The sequence below is a fragment of the Vibrio mytili genome, from assembly GCF_000830505.1.
Taxonomy (GTDB): domain Bacteria; phylum Pseudomonadota; class Gammaproteobacteria; order Enterobacterales; family Vibrionaceae; genus Vibrio; species Vibrio mytili.
The window spans coordinates 1-16,927 of record NZ_JXOK01000053.1 but is presented as its reverse complement, the minus strand read 5'-3'; the positions used below and the strand labels follow the sequence as shown (position 1 = coordinate 16,927).

The following is a 16,927-nucleotide window of genomic DNA, read 5'->3' as shown; positions in this document are numbered from 1 at the left end:
AAGTTACAGTCACTGAAATGGAGTCACGATACCCAAATGCAATTCACGGTATGTTGATTATTTAGGAGAAATCTCTTCATCAGAGTGGTTAGAGACCACACGAATATCGCGTTGTGGGAAGGGGATTTCAATACCATTTTCTTGTAATGTTTCTAGGATAATCAGCAACAAATCTCCGCCAACCCGGTTGCGACCATCGTCAATGCCTTCCATCCAGAATTCGACAAACATGTTGATGCCTGAGTCGCCAAAGCTATCAATTTCACAATCTGGGCGCTCTTCGAAAGGCACCTTGGGGCCACTCAATACCTGTGGGTGGGACGCGACGGCGTCTTTAATCAATTCGACCATACTGCGAACATCGGTTTTATAGGCGACAGAGAAGTCAACGCGGTAACGTTGTTTAGTATTCTTATGAGTCCAGTTGGTAAATGAGCTGGAAATGAACTTTTCGTTAGGGACGACAATGTCCTTGCCATCAAACGTTTCCAATGTGGTTGAACGCATATTCAGCTCGGTCACGACGCCAGTTCGTCCGTCTTCAAGTTCAATATAGTCTCCGACAGAAATTGAGCGGTCGAAAATAATAATGATCCCTGAGATGAAGTTAGATGCGATGGCCTGCAAGCCAAACCCAAGCCCAACGCCGACAGCACCGCCAAATACAGCAAGCGTAGTCAGGTTGATGCCCATAAGTTGTAGAATCAACAGAATGACGGTGAAGAAAAGTGCAACTTCAAACACCTTAGCGACGATTTCGCGAGTACGAAAATCCAGAGATTTCTGCTTACGAATAATGGTTTGTCCGGTTACGTTGGAAACGCGTCCGAGCCAAAAAAGTAACGAGCCAAAAATCAAGGTTCTCACTAAGCCGTAGGCCGAGATATGAATGTTGCCCAGGTCAATCGACATCGACTCAAGAATAAGAATGATGTCGTCGAGTATACCGATGCCATAAAAGATAATAATAGGCATGCCAACCCATCTGAATATATGGGCGACAAGTGGGTTTCTGATCAGCAAATTGATAAATGAATTAAACAGCAGAAGAATCGCAACCGCAAAGGCGACTTTGATGACCCAGCCTCCCGTTGTGTAAAGTTGACTGAATTCCAGTGAAATTCTTAATAGCAATATGGCAAAAATGGGGAATAGGAGTTTCCCACAGCGATAAGCAAGCGCGCGAATCGGGTCATAATTATCCGGTGTTGGAGTTTCTCTTAAAATCGGAATGTATTTGTAGACGCGGTTGGCAAGAATGTACGCCATTAAATAGATCAACAAAATAATGCCAATCTGGCTGTATGTTTCAATGTGGGTCAAGGAAGCGAGAAGCGCGTGGTAGTAGTTGGTTATAAGTTCCATCGTGAACCCCTAACTTTCCTTATCGTTATGATTATCGTTGTATATATTTGCTAAATGTTTGGTTCCTAACATTTAACCTTAAAGCTGGACTTGAGCGAGATCTGGTGATGAGATGCACGCGTTAATCTCTTCTTTTGGGATGAGTAACAAGTTATTAACATTGTAGTCGGTGTTGAGGTCATTGTCCTAAACAAACGTCATTTGTTGTGGTTAGGGCTATAGGGGTAAGATGACAATTTGAGCGTTATCTAACCTTTTGTTATTTCAACTAACGACAACGCTGCGGGTTTAAATCGGGCTGTGCTAAGCTAGCTAACAGTTTCAATCGGCACTCGGTGTTCCTACTTTGTTTACTGTTTACCACTCCAATCAAGTTGACGTTCTCAAATCACTCCTTGTGGAACTGATTCGAATCAGTCCGCTGGAAAATCCATTCGAAAAAGAACAAATTCTAGTGCAAAGCCCTGGTATGTCTCAGTGGCTAAAAATGGAGCTTGCAAAAGAATTTGGTGTCGCAGCGAACATTGATTTCCCTCTTCCCGCTACGTTCATTTGGGAAATGTTCACTCAGGTTCTGCCTGATGTACCGAAGCGCAGTGCGTTTAATAAAGAAGCAATGACGTGGAAGTTAATGCATTTATTGCCGGGGTTATTAGACCAAGAAGCCTTTTCGCCGTTAGCACAGTACCTTAAAGACGACAGTGATCATTCCAAGTTGTACCAATTGTCAGAAAAAATTGCCGATATATTTGATGGTTATTTGGTGTACCGTCCGGAGTGGATTGCAACTTGGGAAGCTGGGCAACGAGTTCCCGAATTGGAAGGTGAGCATCCGTGGCAACCGATTCTGTGGCAAGCGCTGTATGACCATACGGTCGCGCTAGGGCAGTCGCCTTATCACCGCGCCAATTTGTACGAACATTTTATCGACACGTTAGAAAATTCTACTCAATCATTACAAGAGTTAAACGGCAATGTTACCCACTTGCCAAAGCGCCTGTTTGTGTTTGGTATTTCTTCTTTGCCACCTCGTTATATGGACGCACTTAAAGCCATTGGTGAGCACATCGACGTACATTTGATGTTCACTAACCCTTGTCGTTACTACTGGGGTGAAGTTCGTGACCGCAAGTATCTGGCTCGTTTGGCGGCTAAGCACCGGCAGCATGTGGTTTGGCAGGATGATCACTCCGAAGTGCGGGGCGAAACTGAACAGTTGAAAGGCTCACTAGAAGAGAATGTGGTTGATGAACTGCACACGGACGTCGTCGGAAACAGTCTATTAGCGTCGATGGGGAAACTTGGGCGCGATAATATGTATCTGCTTTCTCAGCTTGAATCCCACGAGATTGAAGCCTTTGTGGATGTTGCACGTGACAGTCTGCTCCATCAATTGCAGGCGGATATTTTGAATCTCGAAGAGCATCAAGATGATGAGCAAATCGACAACAGTCGCCACAAACAGATCGTCAGTTTGGCGGATAAATCATTAAGCGTGCATGCTTGTCACAGCCCAATGCGCGAAGTGGAAGTGCTGCATGATCAGCTCTTAGCGATGTTCGATGCCGACCCAACGTTAAAACCGCGCGATATTATCGTCATGGTCGCGGACATCAATGCCTACAGCCCTGCGATTCAGGCGGTCTTTGGGAATGCACCGGGTGAGCGCTTTATCCCGTATTCGATCTCGGACCGAACTGCGGACCAAGAAAGCCCCATTCTTGCGGCGTTCATGCAATTAGTGAACTTACCTAACACGCGTTGTTTGGCATCAGAATTACTTGAACTGCTCGAAACTCCGGCGATCTTGCAGCGTTTTGAATTGAGTGAAGATGATTTCTTACAAGCTAAGCAATGGGTTGAAGAGTCCGGTATTCGTTGGGGTCTAGACGCTAACACTGGTAGTGAGTTTGAATTGCCTGAAACTCGTCAAAATACCTGGCAGTTTGGGATTGAGCGCATGTTATTGGGTTATGCAATGCCAGACTCGGCAGGTCTGTTTGAAACCGAGCAATGCAGTGTCTCTCCCTACAACGAAGTGCAAGGTATGGGCGCAGAGCTTGCGGGGAAATTAGCGCACTTTATCCAACAAATCAGTATATATCGTAGCAAGCTTTCTCATGTTGAAACCATTGATGGTTGGCGCGAAACACTCGTTTCGCTGCTGGATGACTTCTTCTCCGTCGAGTTAGAAGGTGAAATGGCGCTGAAGTCGATTCGTGACACACTCAGCCAACTTAAAGAACAGCTAGCGGACGCCGTGTTTGATGACGCGCTATCGCCTGCAATTATCCGCCAGTACTTGCAAGATAAATTGTCTGGTACTCGCGTTAGCCAACGCTTCCTCGCTGGACAAGTGAACTTTTGTACCTTGATGCCAATGCGTTCGATCCCGTTTAGAACCGTGTGTTTGCTGGGAATGAACGATGGTGTTTATCCACGTTCAATGCCGCCAGAAGGTTTTGACTTGATGACCGGTAGAACCAAACCCGGGGACCGTTCTCGCCGAGATGATGACCGTTACTTATTTTTAGAAGCCGTGCTATCTGCGCAACAAACCTTGTATATCAGTTACGTCGGTCGCTCTATTCAAGACAATACCGAACGGGTGCCATCGGTACTTGTGTCTGAGTTGATGGAGTATTGTCACCAAAACTACTGTTTAAGCAGTGACAAAGATACACCTGTGGACGAGTCCGGCGATAACTTGTTGCAAGCGATCGTGACTACGCACGCCATGGTGCCATTTAGCCCCAGTGCATTCCAAGGGGTGAATGCCAGCTATGCGAAAGAGTGGATTCCGGCTGCGTTAACCCAAAGTAGTCACTCTCAGAGTCACATTCGCGGTGACTTTAACCGAGCGCTGGATGATTACCTACTCGGCGCGACGTTTCCAATTGAGCTTGATTTGGTTGAGCTCCAGCGTTTTTGGCGTCTACCTGTACAATACTTTTTTAACCGTCGATTAAAGGTGGTGTTTGAGCCGCCACTGCCTGTTATGGAAGACGATGAACCATTCGTACTCGGCGGCTTGGAAAGCTACCAAATGCGTGATGAGCTGTTAGATACCTTACTTGATACCGCGCTAACCCAACCAGAAAAAAAAGCGGATGTGCTCCAGCACTTTATGCATGAGCAACGTGCACAAGGGAAATTACCTGTGGGAGCCTTCGGCGATATTGAGTTTGAAACGAACCGGGTTCAAGCGGAAGAGTTAGTCGATAAGTTGGCGTTTTTATCTGGAGCTCCGCAAGAGGATTTAGAAATCGATCTGACTTTTGATTCTGTGTTTGATTCCTCATTTGAAAATAACGAGAGCGAGCAAAAGAAGGTACGTCTGACTGGTTGGCTTACTCAGTGCTATCAATCCGGGTTGATTCGTTATCGAAGCGGTAAAATTCGAGCGCAGGATTACCTCTCCGCTTGGATTGACCATCTGGCTATGTCCGCGTCGGGTTGTGCCAAGAAAACGCATGTGATTGGTTACGACCGCAAAGAAGGTGCTGTGCATTTAATTTATCCAGAAATTGCCGATGCCCAGTATGCGAAACAGCTTCTAGCTGAGTTAGTTCGTTTGTTTTTTGAAGGCATGACCAAGCCTTTACCTTACTTCCCTAAAACTGCGTTAGCTTGTGTAGAAGCAGGCTTTAGTCGTGGTCATTGGGCGGATGATGAAGAGAAGTCGTTGAAGAAAATGGCCGATACATTTAATGATGGTTACATGACGTCTGGCGAAGGCAATAATGCTTATATTTCGCGCATTTGGCCTGCGTGGAATGATGAGCTAGCAGAAGAAGTGCGCTTGTTGACGGCATTAGTCCTGCAAGGTGCTCGCTTAGCAGCGCAAGACGCAGAAGATATAAAAGAAAAATAAAGCTTAGAAGAGTAGGGTGGCCGCCAGAAAATCATTATTTTGTGTAGGGCGTTCGCTGTACGGCCACAGGGTCAGAGGGACCATGATTCTTTTACTTAATTCGTTTGAGTTGCCACGCCTAAATAGGCTTGGCTTGTCTCGTGACGGGGATAGTAATGGTACAACGGACGGATAACTGTGAGAAAGATCCCACAAAACTTTAAACACTCATACTTAACAGACAGATTAATAAGAATTTTTACGATAGATCACAATTTGATTAGTCGACAAGCCGGAGAGATTCAGAGCAATGGTCCACATGTCAGGTGAAGAATTAGAAAATACGGTGCAATCACAATGCGCCCAGCAGACAGTTCAGCCAACGCCTCTAAAGCCGATGACGTTTCCTTTGCATGGCGCAAGATTAATTGAGGCATCGGCTGGTACAGGTAAAACGTTTACGATCGCTGGATTATACCTGCGCCTTTTGCTTGGGCACGGCAGTGCAGAAACCAAACATCGTGTCCCTTTGACCGTGGACCAAATATTGGTGGTGACGTTTACCGAAGCTGCGACGGCGGAACTGCGTGACCGTATTCGAGCTAGGATTCATGATGCACGCATTGCTTTTGCTCGTGGAAAAAGTGCTGATCCAGTCATCCAGCCATTGCTTGAAGAAATAGACGATCGCCAACAAGCGGCTGAGATTCTACTGCAAGCGGAACGCCAAATGGACGAAGCCGCAGTGTATACGATCCATGGCTTCTGTCAGCGTATGCTGACCCAAAATGCCTTTGAATCTGGCAGTCGATTTAATAATGAATTTGTCACTGATGAAAGCCATCTAAAAGCTCAGGTAGTGGCGGATTACTGGCGACGTAACTTCTATCCGTTACCCTTTAATCTCGCCGGGGAGATTCGTCAGTTGTGGGGTTCTCCGTCTGCACTATTAGGTGATATCGGTCGTTATTTAACCGGCGCACCTTTGAGCTTGTCTGTACCTGCGATGCAAGGCAGCTTAGCGGATCTTCATGCTGAAAACCTGAAAAGAATTGATGAGCTGAAAGCGCTATGGCGGGAAAGCCAAGATGATTTTCTGGCGTTAATTTCAGACTCCGATATTAACAGACGTAGCTACACCAAAAAATCTTTGCCGACTTGGTTAGAGGTTGTGAATGGATGGGCCGCGACGGAAACCACTGGCTACGACTATCCGGATAAACTGGAGAAGTTTGCTCAGAATGTACTTGAGGAAAAAACACCGAAAGGTACCGCGCCTCAGCATGCGGCTTTTGCTGCGATTGAAACCTTTCTCGCCAACCCCATCAGTTTAAAAGCGCCGCTACTTGCCCATGCGATTGAACATTGCCGGGTGATGTTAGCCAACGCAAAAAGCCAGAAGCAGTGGCTGTCGTTCGATGACTTGTTGACACAACTTTCAGCGTCCATGGATACCGATGAAAGCGGGTTGCTGGCAGAGCGAATTCGCACTTTGTATCCCGTTGCTATGATTGACGAATTCCAAGATACCGATCCGTTGCAATACAGCATCTTCAGCCGTATTTATCTGAATAACCCAGAATGTGGTTTGTTCATGATTGGAGACCCAAAACAGGCGATCTATGGGTTTCGTGGCGCGGACATTTTCACCTATATTAAAGCGCGAAACCAAGTCAGTGCCCACTACACTCTCGGTACCAACTGGCGTTCCAGCGCGGATATGGTTCGGGCAGTGAATCAGGTTTTTGATTTACCAGACAGTCCATTTATCTATGATTCGGACATTCCATTCTTACCGGTTAATTACAGTCCAAACGCCGATAAACGCATTTGGACCATGGGTGGTCAAAAGCAACCTGCATTGACGTACTGGTTGCAAGACGCTGACGATAAGCCATTGCCGAAAGGGGAGTATTTAAGCCGAATGGCAGAGGCTACCGCGAGCCAAATTCAAACCATATTAACCCATGCTAAGCAAGGCAGGCGAGTCTGGTGAACGGTGAAAAACAACAGTCGGTTCAAGCGGGTGACATTGCGGTATTGGTTCGTACCGGTAGTGAAGGCCGAATGATTAAGCAGGCTTTGGCAGACCAAGGCATTGCCAGTGTGTACTTATCTAACCGAGATAGTGTCTTCACTAGTTCAGTTGCGCAAGATTTACAGCGTCTTCTACAAGCGGTCCTTACGCCAGAAAATGACCGGGCCTTGCGAGCGAGTTTAGCGTCTGAGTTATTTGCGCTGGATGCCGCGAACCTAGATGCACTGAATAACGATGAAACCGCATGGGAAAACGCCGTCAACGAGTTTAAAGAATATCGCAAACTTTGGGTTCAACGTGGTGTACTCCCTATGCTGCGTGCGGTGATAAGCAAGCGTCATATTGCTGAACGATTGTTGGAAGAAGGCGCAAGCGCGCAAGGTGACAACGGTGAGCGAGTCCTCACCGATCTCATGCACATAGGGGAATTGCTTCAGCAAGCCAGTAATGAATTAGACAGTGACCACGGTTTACTGCGTTGGTTGGCACAGTCCATCAGCGATGCGCAAAATGGTCTGGGTGGCAGTGATGACCAGATTCAGCGTTTGGAATCTGAACGTAATTTGGTGCAGATCGTCACCATTCACAAATCGAAAGGTTTGGAGTATGACCTTGTATTCTTGCCGTTTGTATTTAGCTATCGAGAGGCCAGCGAAGCTAAGTATTATGATGAGGCTAGCGGTCGTACCGTACTGGATATCACCGGGAATGACGCTTCGATGAAGCAAGCGGACAAAGAGCGATTGGCTGAAGATCTCCGTCTAATTTATGTGGCATTAACCCGTGCAGTTTACGCTTGTTTTATCGGTGCTTCGCCACTACGTAATGGTCGTTCGACGAAAGAACCAACAGGAGTACATCGCAGTGCAATTGGTTATTTGGTGCAAAATGGACAAGAAGGCGGAATCGACGATTTATACCAGGGGCTAAAGCAGCAGCAAAATAATCTCGATAGTATTGTGCCTGGTTGTGTCGTAATAACCGATCCGCCGAAGCCGCTTGAGGAGGCCTACGTTGCTCCTCAAGAAGAGATACAGAACCTGACGGCGAAAGAGCTGCAAAACCCAATCGACAGACATTGGCGCATCACCAGTTACTCTGGCTTAGTGAAGCAGGGTTCCAAGCATGCAGAACATGACGCGACCATTGAGATGACTGGCTTCGATATTGACTCTTCAGAAGAGCATGATGAAGCAGACTTGGTTGAACCAGAGCGTTCTATTTTTACCTTTCCACGTGGTGCGCGACCGGGAACATTCCTGCACAGTTTGTTCGAGGAAATAGAGTTTACCCAATCAGCCATGACGGAAGAGAATACGCGAATTATTCTGAGCTTGATGGAGAGTGAGCAATTAGACGAAGAGTGGTTGCCAATTTTACAGCAGTTAATAGACACCGTGTTGGCTACGCCATTGGATGGCAAGTCTCTGCTGCTCAATCAAAAAGCACCGCCGCAGCGGTTGGTTGAAATGGAGTTTTTGTTGCCGATTAAAGTCTTATCTGCACCCGCGTTAAATCGCGTGATTCAGAGACATGATCCATTATCTGCCAAAGCGGGGGACTTAGGATTTCAGACCGTACAAGGCATGCTGAAAGGGTTTATCGATTTGGTGTTTGAACATCAAGGTAAGTACTACGTGCTGGACTGGAAGTCGAATCACCTTGGGGACGACGTGACGCATTATCATGGCGAAGCATTGAAGTCTGCAATGGCTGATCACCGGTATGACTTGCAGTATCAAATCTATGCCCTGGCTCTGCATCGCTTTTTACGCAGCCGACTGGCTAATTATCAATATGAACAACACTTTGGTGGTGTGTATTACTTATTCTTACGTGGTATGGACGGGCAAAGCGATCACGGCATTTTTTCCGCTAAACCTACTTTAGAGTTTTTACAAGAGATGGACCGCCTGATCGATGGGCAAGCGCCGGATACACGTTCTACTCAAGCTGGGCAGATGGAGTTACTGTAATGACGACAATTCATGATTTTTCATCTGACCAAGCCAGCTTAATGGATGCACTGAATTTGCTCGCGCGCAAGGGGACGATACGCCAGATTGACTACCAGTTCGCACGCTTTATTTATGCTCAAGTCAAGCATGAACCAAGCGAGCAACAACCCGATGGTCAGGCGCTGGCGTTTATCGCTGGCGTAGTCAGTAGTGAGCTTGGTAAGGGCCATATCTGTTTATCTCTTTATGACTTGCAAGGTCAGCCTAACGACTTCGCCAGCAAGTTGGGGCTGTTTGGTGAGTCAGCGTTAGCACTCAATACACATCTGCAACGTATTGACTGGATTGAAGTATTGCGTTCCTCTCCTTTGGTTGGCGAACAAGGAGAAGCGTTACCATTGATGTTTGATGGCGAACGCTTGTACTTGCATCGCTATTGGCATTATGAAGTTACATTGGCAGAGAAGCTTCATCAATTGGGGGCTGCGGTTAGTTTAGCGCCGCAAGAATTTGCTCGGTTATCTGAACTACTCAACCATTTGTTTGCGCGCCAGTATCACTTTCTTTTTAATGCATTAATTAAAGCGACTGAGATAGGGAATAATAACCAAGTCCAGCGCCAGCAATTGGTGTGTGATCATCTTGATGTGGTTGAGAGCGATAGGTTGGATTGGCCCGCCATTGACTCGGTTTTACGTCAAGCGAGTAAAGTTCAGGATTTACAGTCACTGGATGAGCTTGTGCCACTTTCAGCGTGTGTAAACTGGCAAAAAGTCGCTGCTGCGGTTGCGTTAACTCGTCGGTTTGCAGTGATTTCTGGCGGACCAGGAACGGGCAAAACAACCACGGTAACCAAATTGCTCGCCGCTTTAATTGAGCAGGCCACACAAGAGAAAAACCTCACCATTAAGCTGGTGGCGCCAACGGGCAAAGCGGCCGCACGATTAACCGAGTCGATAGGTAGAGCAGTGCAAGAGCTGCCTGTTTCTCCGGAGTTAAAAGCGAAAATTCCAACAGAATCGAGTACTTTGCACCGTTTGTTGGGGGCAATTCCTAATAGTGCGGAGTTTCGTCATAACAAACATAACCCGCTACATTTGGATATCTTAGTCATCGATGAAGCATCCATGGTTGATTTGCCCATGATGTACAAAGTCGTTGATGCGTTACCTAAACACGCCCGGTTGATTTTACTTGGAGACAAAGATCAACTTGCTTCGGTAGAGGCGGGAGCGGTGCTTGGCGATATCTGTTCTTTCCATGCATTTGGTTACAGCAAAGAGCAGGCTGCTGCTGTCGCAAAGCTAACGGGCTTTGATACTTTAACGCATAGCTCGAACAGCTTGGTTACCTCCAGTATTGCTGACAGTCTTTGTATGCTGCAAAAGAGTTACCGATTCGATGCACGTTCGGGGATTGGTCAGTTAGCCAAAGCGGTTAACTCAGGTTCTGCGGTTAGTGTTGATAATGTTTGGGCGAGAGAGTTTGCCGATATTGAACATTTCGCGCTGAGCAGCCAAAACTACAATCATATGGTTCAGACGCTAGTGAAGGAATATGGTCACTACCTTCAGCGTATCGGCCAACAAAACATCGACCCAAATACTGGGGAACCGGAGTCTGTTACTCACAAAGCAAAAGCGGTACTCGATACGTTTAACCAATGCCGATTGTTGTGCGCGATTCGCGAAGGTGATTTTGGTGTGGCCGGGTTAAATCAACGTATTGAGAAAGCGCTCGCCGCACGTAAGCTGATTCAGGTACAAGATGAAGTTTGGTATCACGGCAGGCCAGTCATGGTCACCCGTAATGATCATGGTTTAGGTTTGTATAACGGTGATATCGGTATTTGTATGCGCGACGATAGCGAAGAGAATCCGCGCTTAAAAGTCTTTTTTGAATTGCCTGATGGCAGCGTAAAATCAGTATTGCCAAGCCGAGTTCCTGAGCATGAAACGGCCTACGCGATGACCATTCACAAATCACAAGGTAGTGAGTTCGACTACACTCTGATGATCCTACCACCGGACTTTAGTCCGATACTCACCCGCGAGCTGATTTACACCGGTATCACTCGTGCGAAGAAGCGTTTGTCGCTGTATGCCGAGCTCAATGTGCTTAAGCGAGGAATCAGAGTCAAAACTACCCGAGCCAGTGGATTGGTGGATAGATTGACCAATTAATAAAAGACCGAGCTATGGCTCGGTCTCTATTTAGGTGTTTTGTGTAAATACGCTCGTAAAGGAAATGCTGCGGAATTTATATTGTTGCTGGCGCGTTAGAATAAATTCGCGAATGGCATCATTAACAGGGAATACACAGTGAACATTTAAGCCTTCTAAAAACTCGTTGTCGGCCATATCCCAAAAGCTTTGTAGTGAATTGCAAACTACAGTTTTCATAACAGTGCTCGTCTCAGCTTAATTAACGTAAGATCAACCGCTGTCCTTGATGTGAAACACCGAGTGTTTTATTACTCAGTATTTTAGGGTGAAGGTGTATGCACATCACCTAGATCCATTTCAACTGGTTGATTATCAACCGTTGGTGCGCAAATTATAGACAGTTGAATGTATATTGCAAAGGAAAAGTGTGATAGATATCAATATAATGTTTGAGCTTTGATGTTTTTTTGCGCAGCTTGCCCTTTTAGGTTCAAGCTGCACATATACTCAAGCATCTTGAAGTTACTTGAGTATAAATATTAGTGTTATAAATCCAGCGTTAGGATTTTTGATTTACGCTGAAAGTTGTACAGGCCTTGCTTTTCGCTTGGTAGATAGTCTACGCCCACCTCATAAAAACCTTGCTCTCTAAACCAATGCAAGCTATGCGTGGTCAGTACGAAAATCTGGCTAATATTGTCTGATTTTGAGCGGTGTTTCATGTAGTTGAGCAACAGCAAACCACGGTTTCCATCTCGATAATCTGGGTGAATGGCCACGCATGCCATTTCGGCCTTGCGTTCTTCAGGGTATGGGTAGAGCGCAGCACAGCCAATGATTAAGCCATCTTTTTCGATAATAGTGAACTTGCCAATTTCTTGCTCGAGTTGCTCACGTGAGCGCCTGACTAAGATGCCTTGCTCTTCTAATGGTCTGATTAAGTCCAAGATACCACCAATATCATCAATGCCTGCATGACGGACTTGTTCTGCACTGGCCATGACAACTTGAGTACCAATACCGTCAAAAGAGAAAAGTTCTTGAATCAAAGCACCGTCGACCTTGTAACTGATCAGATGGCTTCGAGGGACACCGGCTCGACACGCAGCAATAGAGCCTTTCAAGAAGCGTAAGGTCCCCGTATCGTGTTCGACATTTTTTTCCGCTCTCTCGGTGAGTGTTTTAAAGACGTGCTCAGCTTCGATAGGCAAAAGTTCTGCAACTGCATTGCCGTTGTCATCAATAACCCCTTGCTCGGAACAGAAGCCAATCAGCTTGTCGGCACCGAGCTTGATCGCGAGTTGTGTGGCGACTTCTTCAGAAAGTAAGTTGAAACACTCCCCGGTGACTGAACTCGCAATTGGACCTAATAGGACGATGGAGCCTTGATCGAGCGTACGATTGATCGCATCCGTATCAATGCGCCGAATTTTTCCTGTATGGCAGTAATCAACGCCATCATCCACGCCCAAAGGTTGAGCAATAATATAGTTACCAGATACGACACTCAGTTCCGTTCCTGCCATTGGCGTATTGTTCAGACTCATGGAAAGGCGAGCAGTGATCGTAAGCTGCATTTGGCCGGCGGCTTGCATAACTACTGATAGCGACTCTTCATCAGTGACTCGAATGTTCTTATGGTATGGCGTAGTCAGGTTTTGTCTTTCCAATAACTGGTTTATTTGTGGACGCGCACCATAAACAACAACAACTTTAATGCCGAGACTATGCATTAAAGCAATATCATTGATTATGTTGCCAAAATTACTATGGGCAACCGCTTCGCCACCAAGCATGATAACCATGACCTTGCCACGGTGTGCATTCACATAAGGTGTCGATTGTCGGAATCCTTTTACGAGTGCGGTACTACGAATTTTCACTACAGCCATTCCTATTGTTTATTTATGCTTAAATAATGTCTTTTTATTCATCTCATGGCAAGGTGAAATTTTGCCAAAAGGTACAATTGATTAAGATAGTTGTTGGTTTGAGTATATGACGTTTCGAGAGAGCTAGAGGTTGACCGCACAAATCTGTTCGAAAGCTTAGTTAAGGTCAAAATAAGGAAGGTTTTAGCGCTATAATATAGACCTTCATTTTTATGATAGGCAGAAATGACACAATGATATCGTCCTCTCTGGGAGCAAAAAAAACCACATTACGTAAGTGGGTTGAGCGTTCTCTTATGCTTTTGGCAGTCATTGGTACCGTCGTGGTTTGTATGTTGTACAGTGATTTGTTTACGCGCTATGTCACTCCAACCAACTCTAACTCAATGATTTATGGAAAGTGGGTAGAGCAAAACGTAGCGCCTTATGCCCGAGAAGTGATTGTATTGAGTGAACGTGGTGTGAGCGTCAATGATTCACTTGTGGCAACGTCATTCAAGTTCGATGGCGACTCGTTTTCTTATCGAGTGGGGGATGCTGAACGACACTTTGATTTTGTTGATCACGAAAATTATACGGAAATGAAGCTAAACGCGAACGCTCACTATTTGCCCGTTTTCCATTTGCAAGAGCGTTCTACCAAAGTAATCCGTTAATTTATCTTGATCTAAACTCGTTGATGCAGCTCTGAATCCGCATCTTGAGTCACTTGAGTATAAAAGTTTGCTTCCAGACATTTTCTGGACAATTGGTTGCATGTGGTTTTGGTACCATCCGCCGCGAGTCTGAAATGGCAACAAGTCGAATCGTTCGCTTAGTATTGAAACACTTTAGCGTTGCTTTTCAATTGCCTTGTGTGTATTTGTTTGCCATCCTTTCGCTATCTTTTACTACGGAAATGACACGTGTTAAAAAAACTCCTCCCTATCCTTTCTTTGAGTTTACTTTTTGGTTGCGCCCAGCAAAGCGACACCAACCAAACGCTCAGCGACAAAGACACCAACGATTTTGCGAAGCAGTACGTCGATGGTGAATTTTCTGAAATTCTAAACAAAGTCGACGTGGTTAAGTCAGACAAACCGCGTGATTTTACTGAATTTAATAAGCAAGCCGAACAGGTCATAATCAAGTCACCGTCTATGGCTCGGATGTATCAACCGCTTTACCGAAAATTAAATGAGTGGGCCCAGCAAAGTGGTGATACCGCGATGCTCGATGCTTATGGCATAAAAGCCGCGCAGTTGGGGGGCGCAGATAAACAAGGCAATGTTTTATTTACAGGCTATTTCTCGCCTGTGATGGAGTTACGCCACCGACCAAATGAGACGTTTAAATACCCGGTTTATGGGAAGCCAAACTGTTCTTCTAATTGCCCAACTCGCGCAGAAATATACAACGGTGCTCTAAATGGTAAAGCCCCAGTATTAGGTTATTCGCCTAACCTGATAGATCCTTTCATGATGGAAGTGCAGGGCAGTGGCTATGTTCATTATGAAGATGACGATACATTAGAATATTTTGCTTACGCGGGTAAAAACAACAAAGCGTACGTGAGTATTGGTCGTGTCTTGATTGATCGTGGTGAAGTTGCGCGTGAAGACATGTCGTTAAAAGCGATTAAGGACTGGGTCGCGAAACAAGACGAAGCCACCGTTCGTGAGCTATTAGAACAAAACCCATCTTATGTCTTTTTCGCTCCTAAAGCGGGCGCACCTGTAACAGGGTCGGCGGGTATTCCTTTGTTACCAATGGCATCAGTAGCGGGTGATCGCTCTATTTTACCTATGGGGACGCCAATTTTGGCAGAAGTGCCATTATTGAATGCGGATGGGAGCTGGAGTGGTGTGCATCAACTTCGTATGCTGATTGTGTTGGATACAGGCGGCGCGGTAAAACGTAATCACCTGGATCTTTATCATGGTATTGGTGCGAGAGCGGGGAATGAGGCTGGTCATTACAAACATTTTGGTCGTGTTTGGAAGCTCGGACTAGAAAATACGCCAACGCAAGCCCCTTGGGCTTTGTCGCCAGAAAAGATACAATAATAGTCTGATAGGAGAGGATTCCTCTCTTACCTAGACATTTCTTCAAAGAGTGCGTATAAATCGCACTCTTTGTTTTTCTACCGTTCATTTGGATTTTTCTATGCGCGAACTCGATACTCCGGCATCCGATAATTACAATCAACGTTTCGGCGGCACACGTCGTCTTTATGGTAATAGCGAAGTTGAAATTCTTCGCGCTGCGCATGTGTGTGTGATTGGGATTGGCGGTGTAGGATCGTGGGCGGTAGAAGCGCTTGCTCGCACCGGAATTGGTGAGTTGACGTTGATCGATATGGATGATGTCTGTGTCACTAATATTAATCGTCAAATCCATGCCATGTCAGGTACGGTTGGCCAGAGCAAAATTGAAGTGATGGCTGAGCGAGTGAAGCTGATCAACCCTGAGTGTAAAGTCAATTTGATCGATGATTTTATCACTCCGGATAATCAACACGAGTACCTAAGTAAAGAGTACGATTATGTGTTGGACGCGATCGATAGCGTTAAAGCAAAAGCGTCACTGCTGGCTTACTGTCGCAGTAACAAAATCAAAGTGATTACCACCGGTGGTGCGGGTGGTCAGGTGGATCCGACTCAAATCATGGTGGCGGACCTTACCAAAACGATTCAAGATCCGTTGGCGAAAAAGATTAAAGACACGTTGCGTCGTCACCATAATTTTCCGCAGAATCCTGCGCGTAAATTCGGCATCGATTGTGTGTTCTCTACCGAGCAGTTGAAATACCCACAAGCGGATGGTTCGGTATGTGGAGTTAAATCCACCGCTGAAGGTCCAAAGCGTATGGACTGTGCCAGTGGGTTTGGTGCTGCAACCGTCGTGACAGCAACATTCGGCTTCGTGGCCGTTTCACGCATCGTGGAAAAGCTGATTCAAAAACACAAAAAGTAATGAATTCTAGAAAAATAATTGATTGTAGAGAGTAGAAAGCACCATGACGGATTTTCCTGTTTCCCCATTCGGTTCTGAAATCACCAGTGACGATATTGTTGCCACTATGCAGCAATTTAAAGGTTGGGAAGATCGCTACCGTCAGGTCATTCAATGGGGAAAAAAACTGCCGCCAATGCCAGATGAATTAAAATCTGAGCAAGTAACGGTTTCCGGTTGTGAAAGCTTGGTTTGGTTAGTCAGCCAGGAGAGAGACGGTGTCTGGAACTTCTGTGCCGATTCTGATGCGCGCATCGTACGTGGCCTAATTGCACTTGTGATGGCGGCGTATAACGGAAAAACGGCGGAGCAAATCAAAGCATTCGACATAGACGAGTACTTTGACCAGTTAGGTTTGGTCGCTCACCTGAGTCCCTCTCGCGGAAACGGATTGAAAGCGATTGTAGAAGAAATAAAGAAAAAAGGATCTAGGTAGAAAAGAAGGTCCTAGGTGGCTAGGATCCTAGGTCCTAGGCGTAATACTCGAGGCTCGGTGTTTATTTTTGAGCATCGATGCTTGCGGTTTTGTAACACGGAACGCTGCGCTTACGGAATACGGAGGAGCGCATTGATGGTTTTGTGTAAAACTTCGGGTTCTGAGTTTGTGGTTTTGGAATACAGAGTACAGAGTTGCTTGACATCCGAGCTAGGTGTTTGAAAAT

The 16,927-nt window shown here is 46.0% G+C and carries 10 protein-coding genes and 1 pseudogene; 8 read left to right on the top strand and 3 right to left on the bottom strand.

All coding sequences use genetic code 11. From position 1 onward, the window contains the following. Positions 1–57 precede the first annotated feature (57 nt). Positions 58–1,365 (bottom strand): mechanosensitive ion channel family protein, encoded by a 1,308-nt coding sequence (locus SU60_RS14255; protein ID WP_041156101.1) that lies wholly within the window; start codon positions 1,363–1,365, stop codon positions 58–60. A gap of 346 nt (positions 1,366–1,711) precedes the next feature. On the opposite strand from SU60_RS14255, the gene recC reads away from it, so the two are divergent. The 4 genes and pseudogenes from recC (at position 1,712) to recD (ending at position 11,397) form a co-directional block, all read left to right on the top strand. After that, positions 1,712–5,239: an exodeoxyribonuclease V subunit gamma gene (gene recC / locus SU60_RS14250; protein WP_041156100.1), complete on the top strand. Its 3,528-nt coding sequence runs from the start codon at positions 1,712–1,714 to the stop codon at positions 5,237–5,239. 298 nt (positions 5,240–5,537) lie between these two features. Continuing rightward, the gene (locus SU60_RS22920) at positions 5,538–7,214 is read left to right on the top strand and encodes a UvrD-helicase domain-containing protein (protein ID WP_425337378.1); all 1,677 of its coding nucleotides are present in this window, start codon (positions 5,538–5,540) and stop codon (positions 7,212–7,214) included. A gap of 71 nt (positions 7,215–7,285) precedes the next feature. Then, positions 7,286–9,232: pseudogene (locus SU60_RS22915) on the top strand (3'-5' exonuclease); the annotation flags it as partial. Further along, positions 9,232–11,397 (top strand): exodeoxyribonuclease V subunit alpha, encoded by a 2,166-nt coding sequence (gene recD / locus SU60_RS14240; RefSeq protein ID WP_041156099.1) that lies wholly within the window; start codon positions 9,232–9,234, stop codon positions 11,395–11,397. The pseudogene SU60_RS22915 and the gene recD, both read left to right, overlap by 1 nt. A 30-nt stretch (positions 11,398–11,427) precedes the next feature. Here the strand turns inward: recD and SU60_RS21435 are convergent, their stop codons facing one another. Continuing rightward, complete coding sequence (locus SU60_RS21435) at positions 11,428–11,616, bottom strand: hypothetical protein (protein ID WP_084735850.1); 189 nt, start codon at positions 11,614–11,616, stop codon at positions 11,428–11,430. A gap of 308 nt (positions 11,617–11,924) precedes the next feature. Continuing rightward, a complete protein-coding gene (argA, locus tag SU60_RS14235; protein WP_041156098.1) occupies positions 11,925–13,262 on the bottom strand; it encodes an amino-acid N-acetyltransferase in 1,338 nt (445 codons plus the stop codon). A gap of 242 nt (positions 13,263–13,504) precedes the next feature. Between argA and SU60_RS14230 the strand changes: the two genes are divergently transcribed. The 4 genes from SU60_RS14230 (at position 13,505) to csdE (ending at position 16,701) form a co-directional block, all read left to right on the top strand. Further along, positions 13,505–13,927: a DUF2850 domain-containing protein gene (locus SU60_RS14230; RefSeq protein ID WP_245228414.1), complete on the top strand. Its 423-nt coding sequence runs from the start codon at positions 13,505–13,507 to the stop codon at positions 13,925–13,927. 249 nt (positions 13,928–14,176) lie between these two features. Continuing rightward, entirely contained in the window at positions 14,177–15,316 is a 1,140-nt protein-coding gene (gene mltA, locus SU60_RS14225; protein WP_041156096.1) for a murein transglycosylase A, read from the top strand. 100 nt (positions 15,317–15,416) lie between these two features. Continuing rightward, complete coding sequence (gene tcdA / locus SU60_RS14220) at positions 15,417–16,226, top strand: tRNA cyclic N6-threonylcarbamoyladenosine(37) synthase TcdA (protein WP_041156095.1); 810 nt, start codon at positions 15,417–15,419, stop codon at positions 16,224–16,226. 43 nt (positions 16,227–16,269) lie between these two features. After that, entirely contained in the window at positions 16,270–16,701 is a 432-nt protein-coding gene (gene csdE, locus SU60_RS14215; RefSeq protein WP_041156094.1) for a cysteine desulfurase sulfur acceptor subunit CsdE, read from the top strand. Positions 16,702–16,927 lie beyond the last annotated feature (226 nt).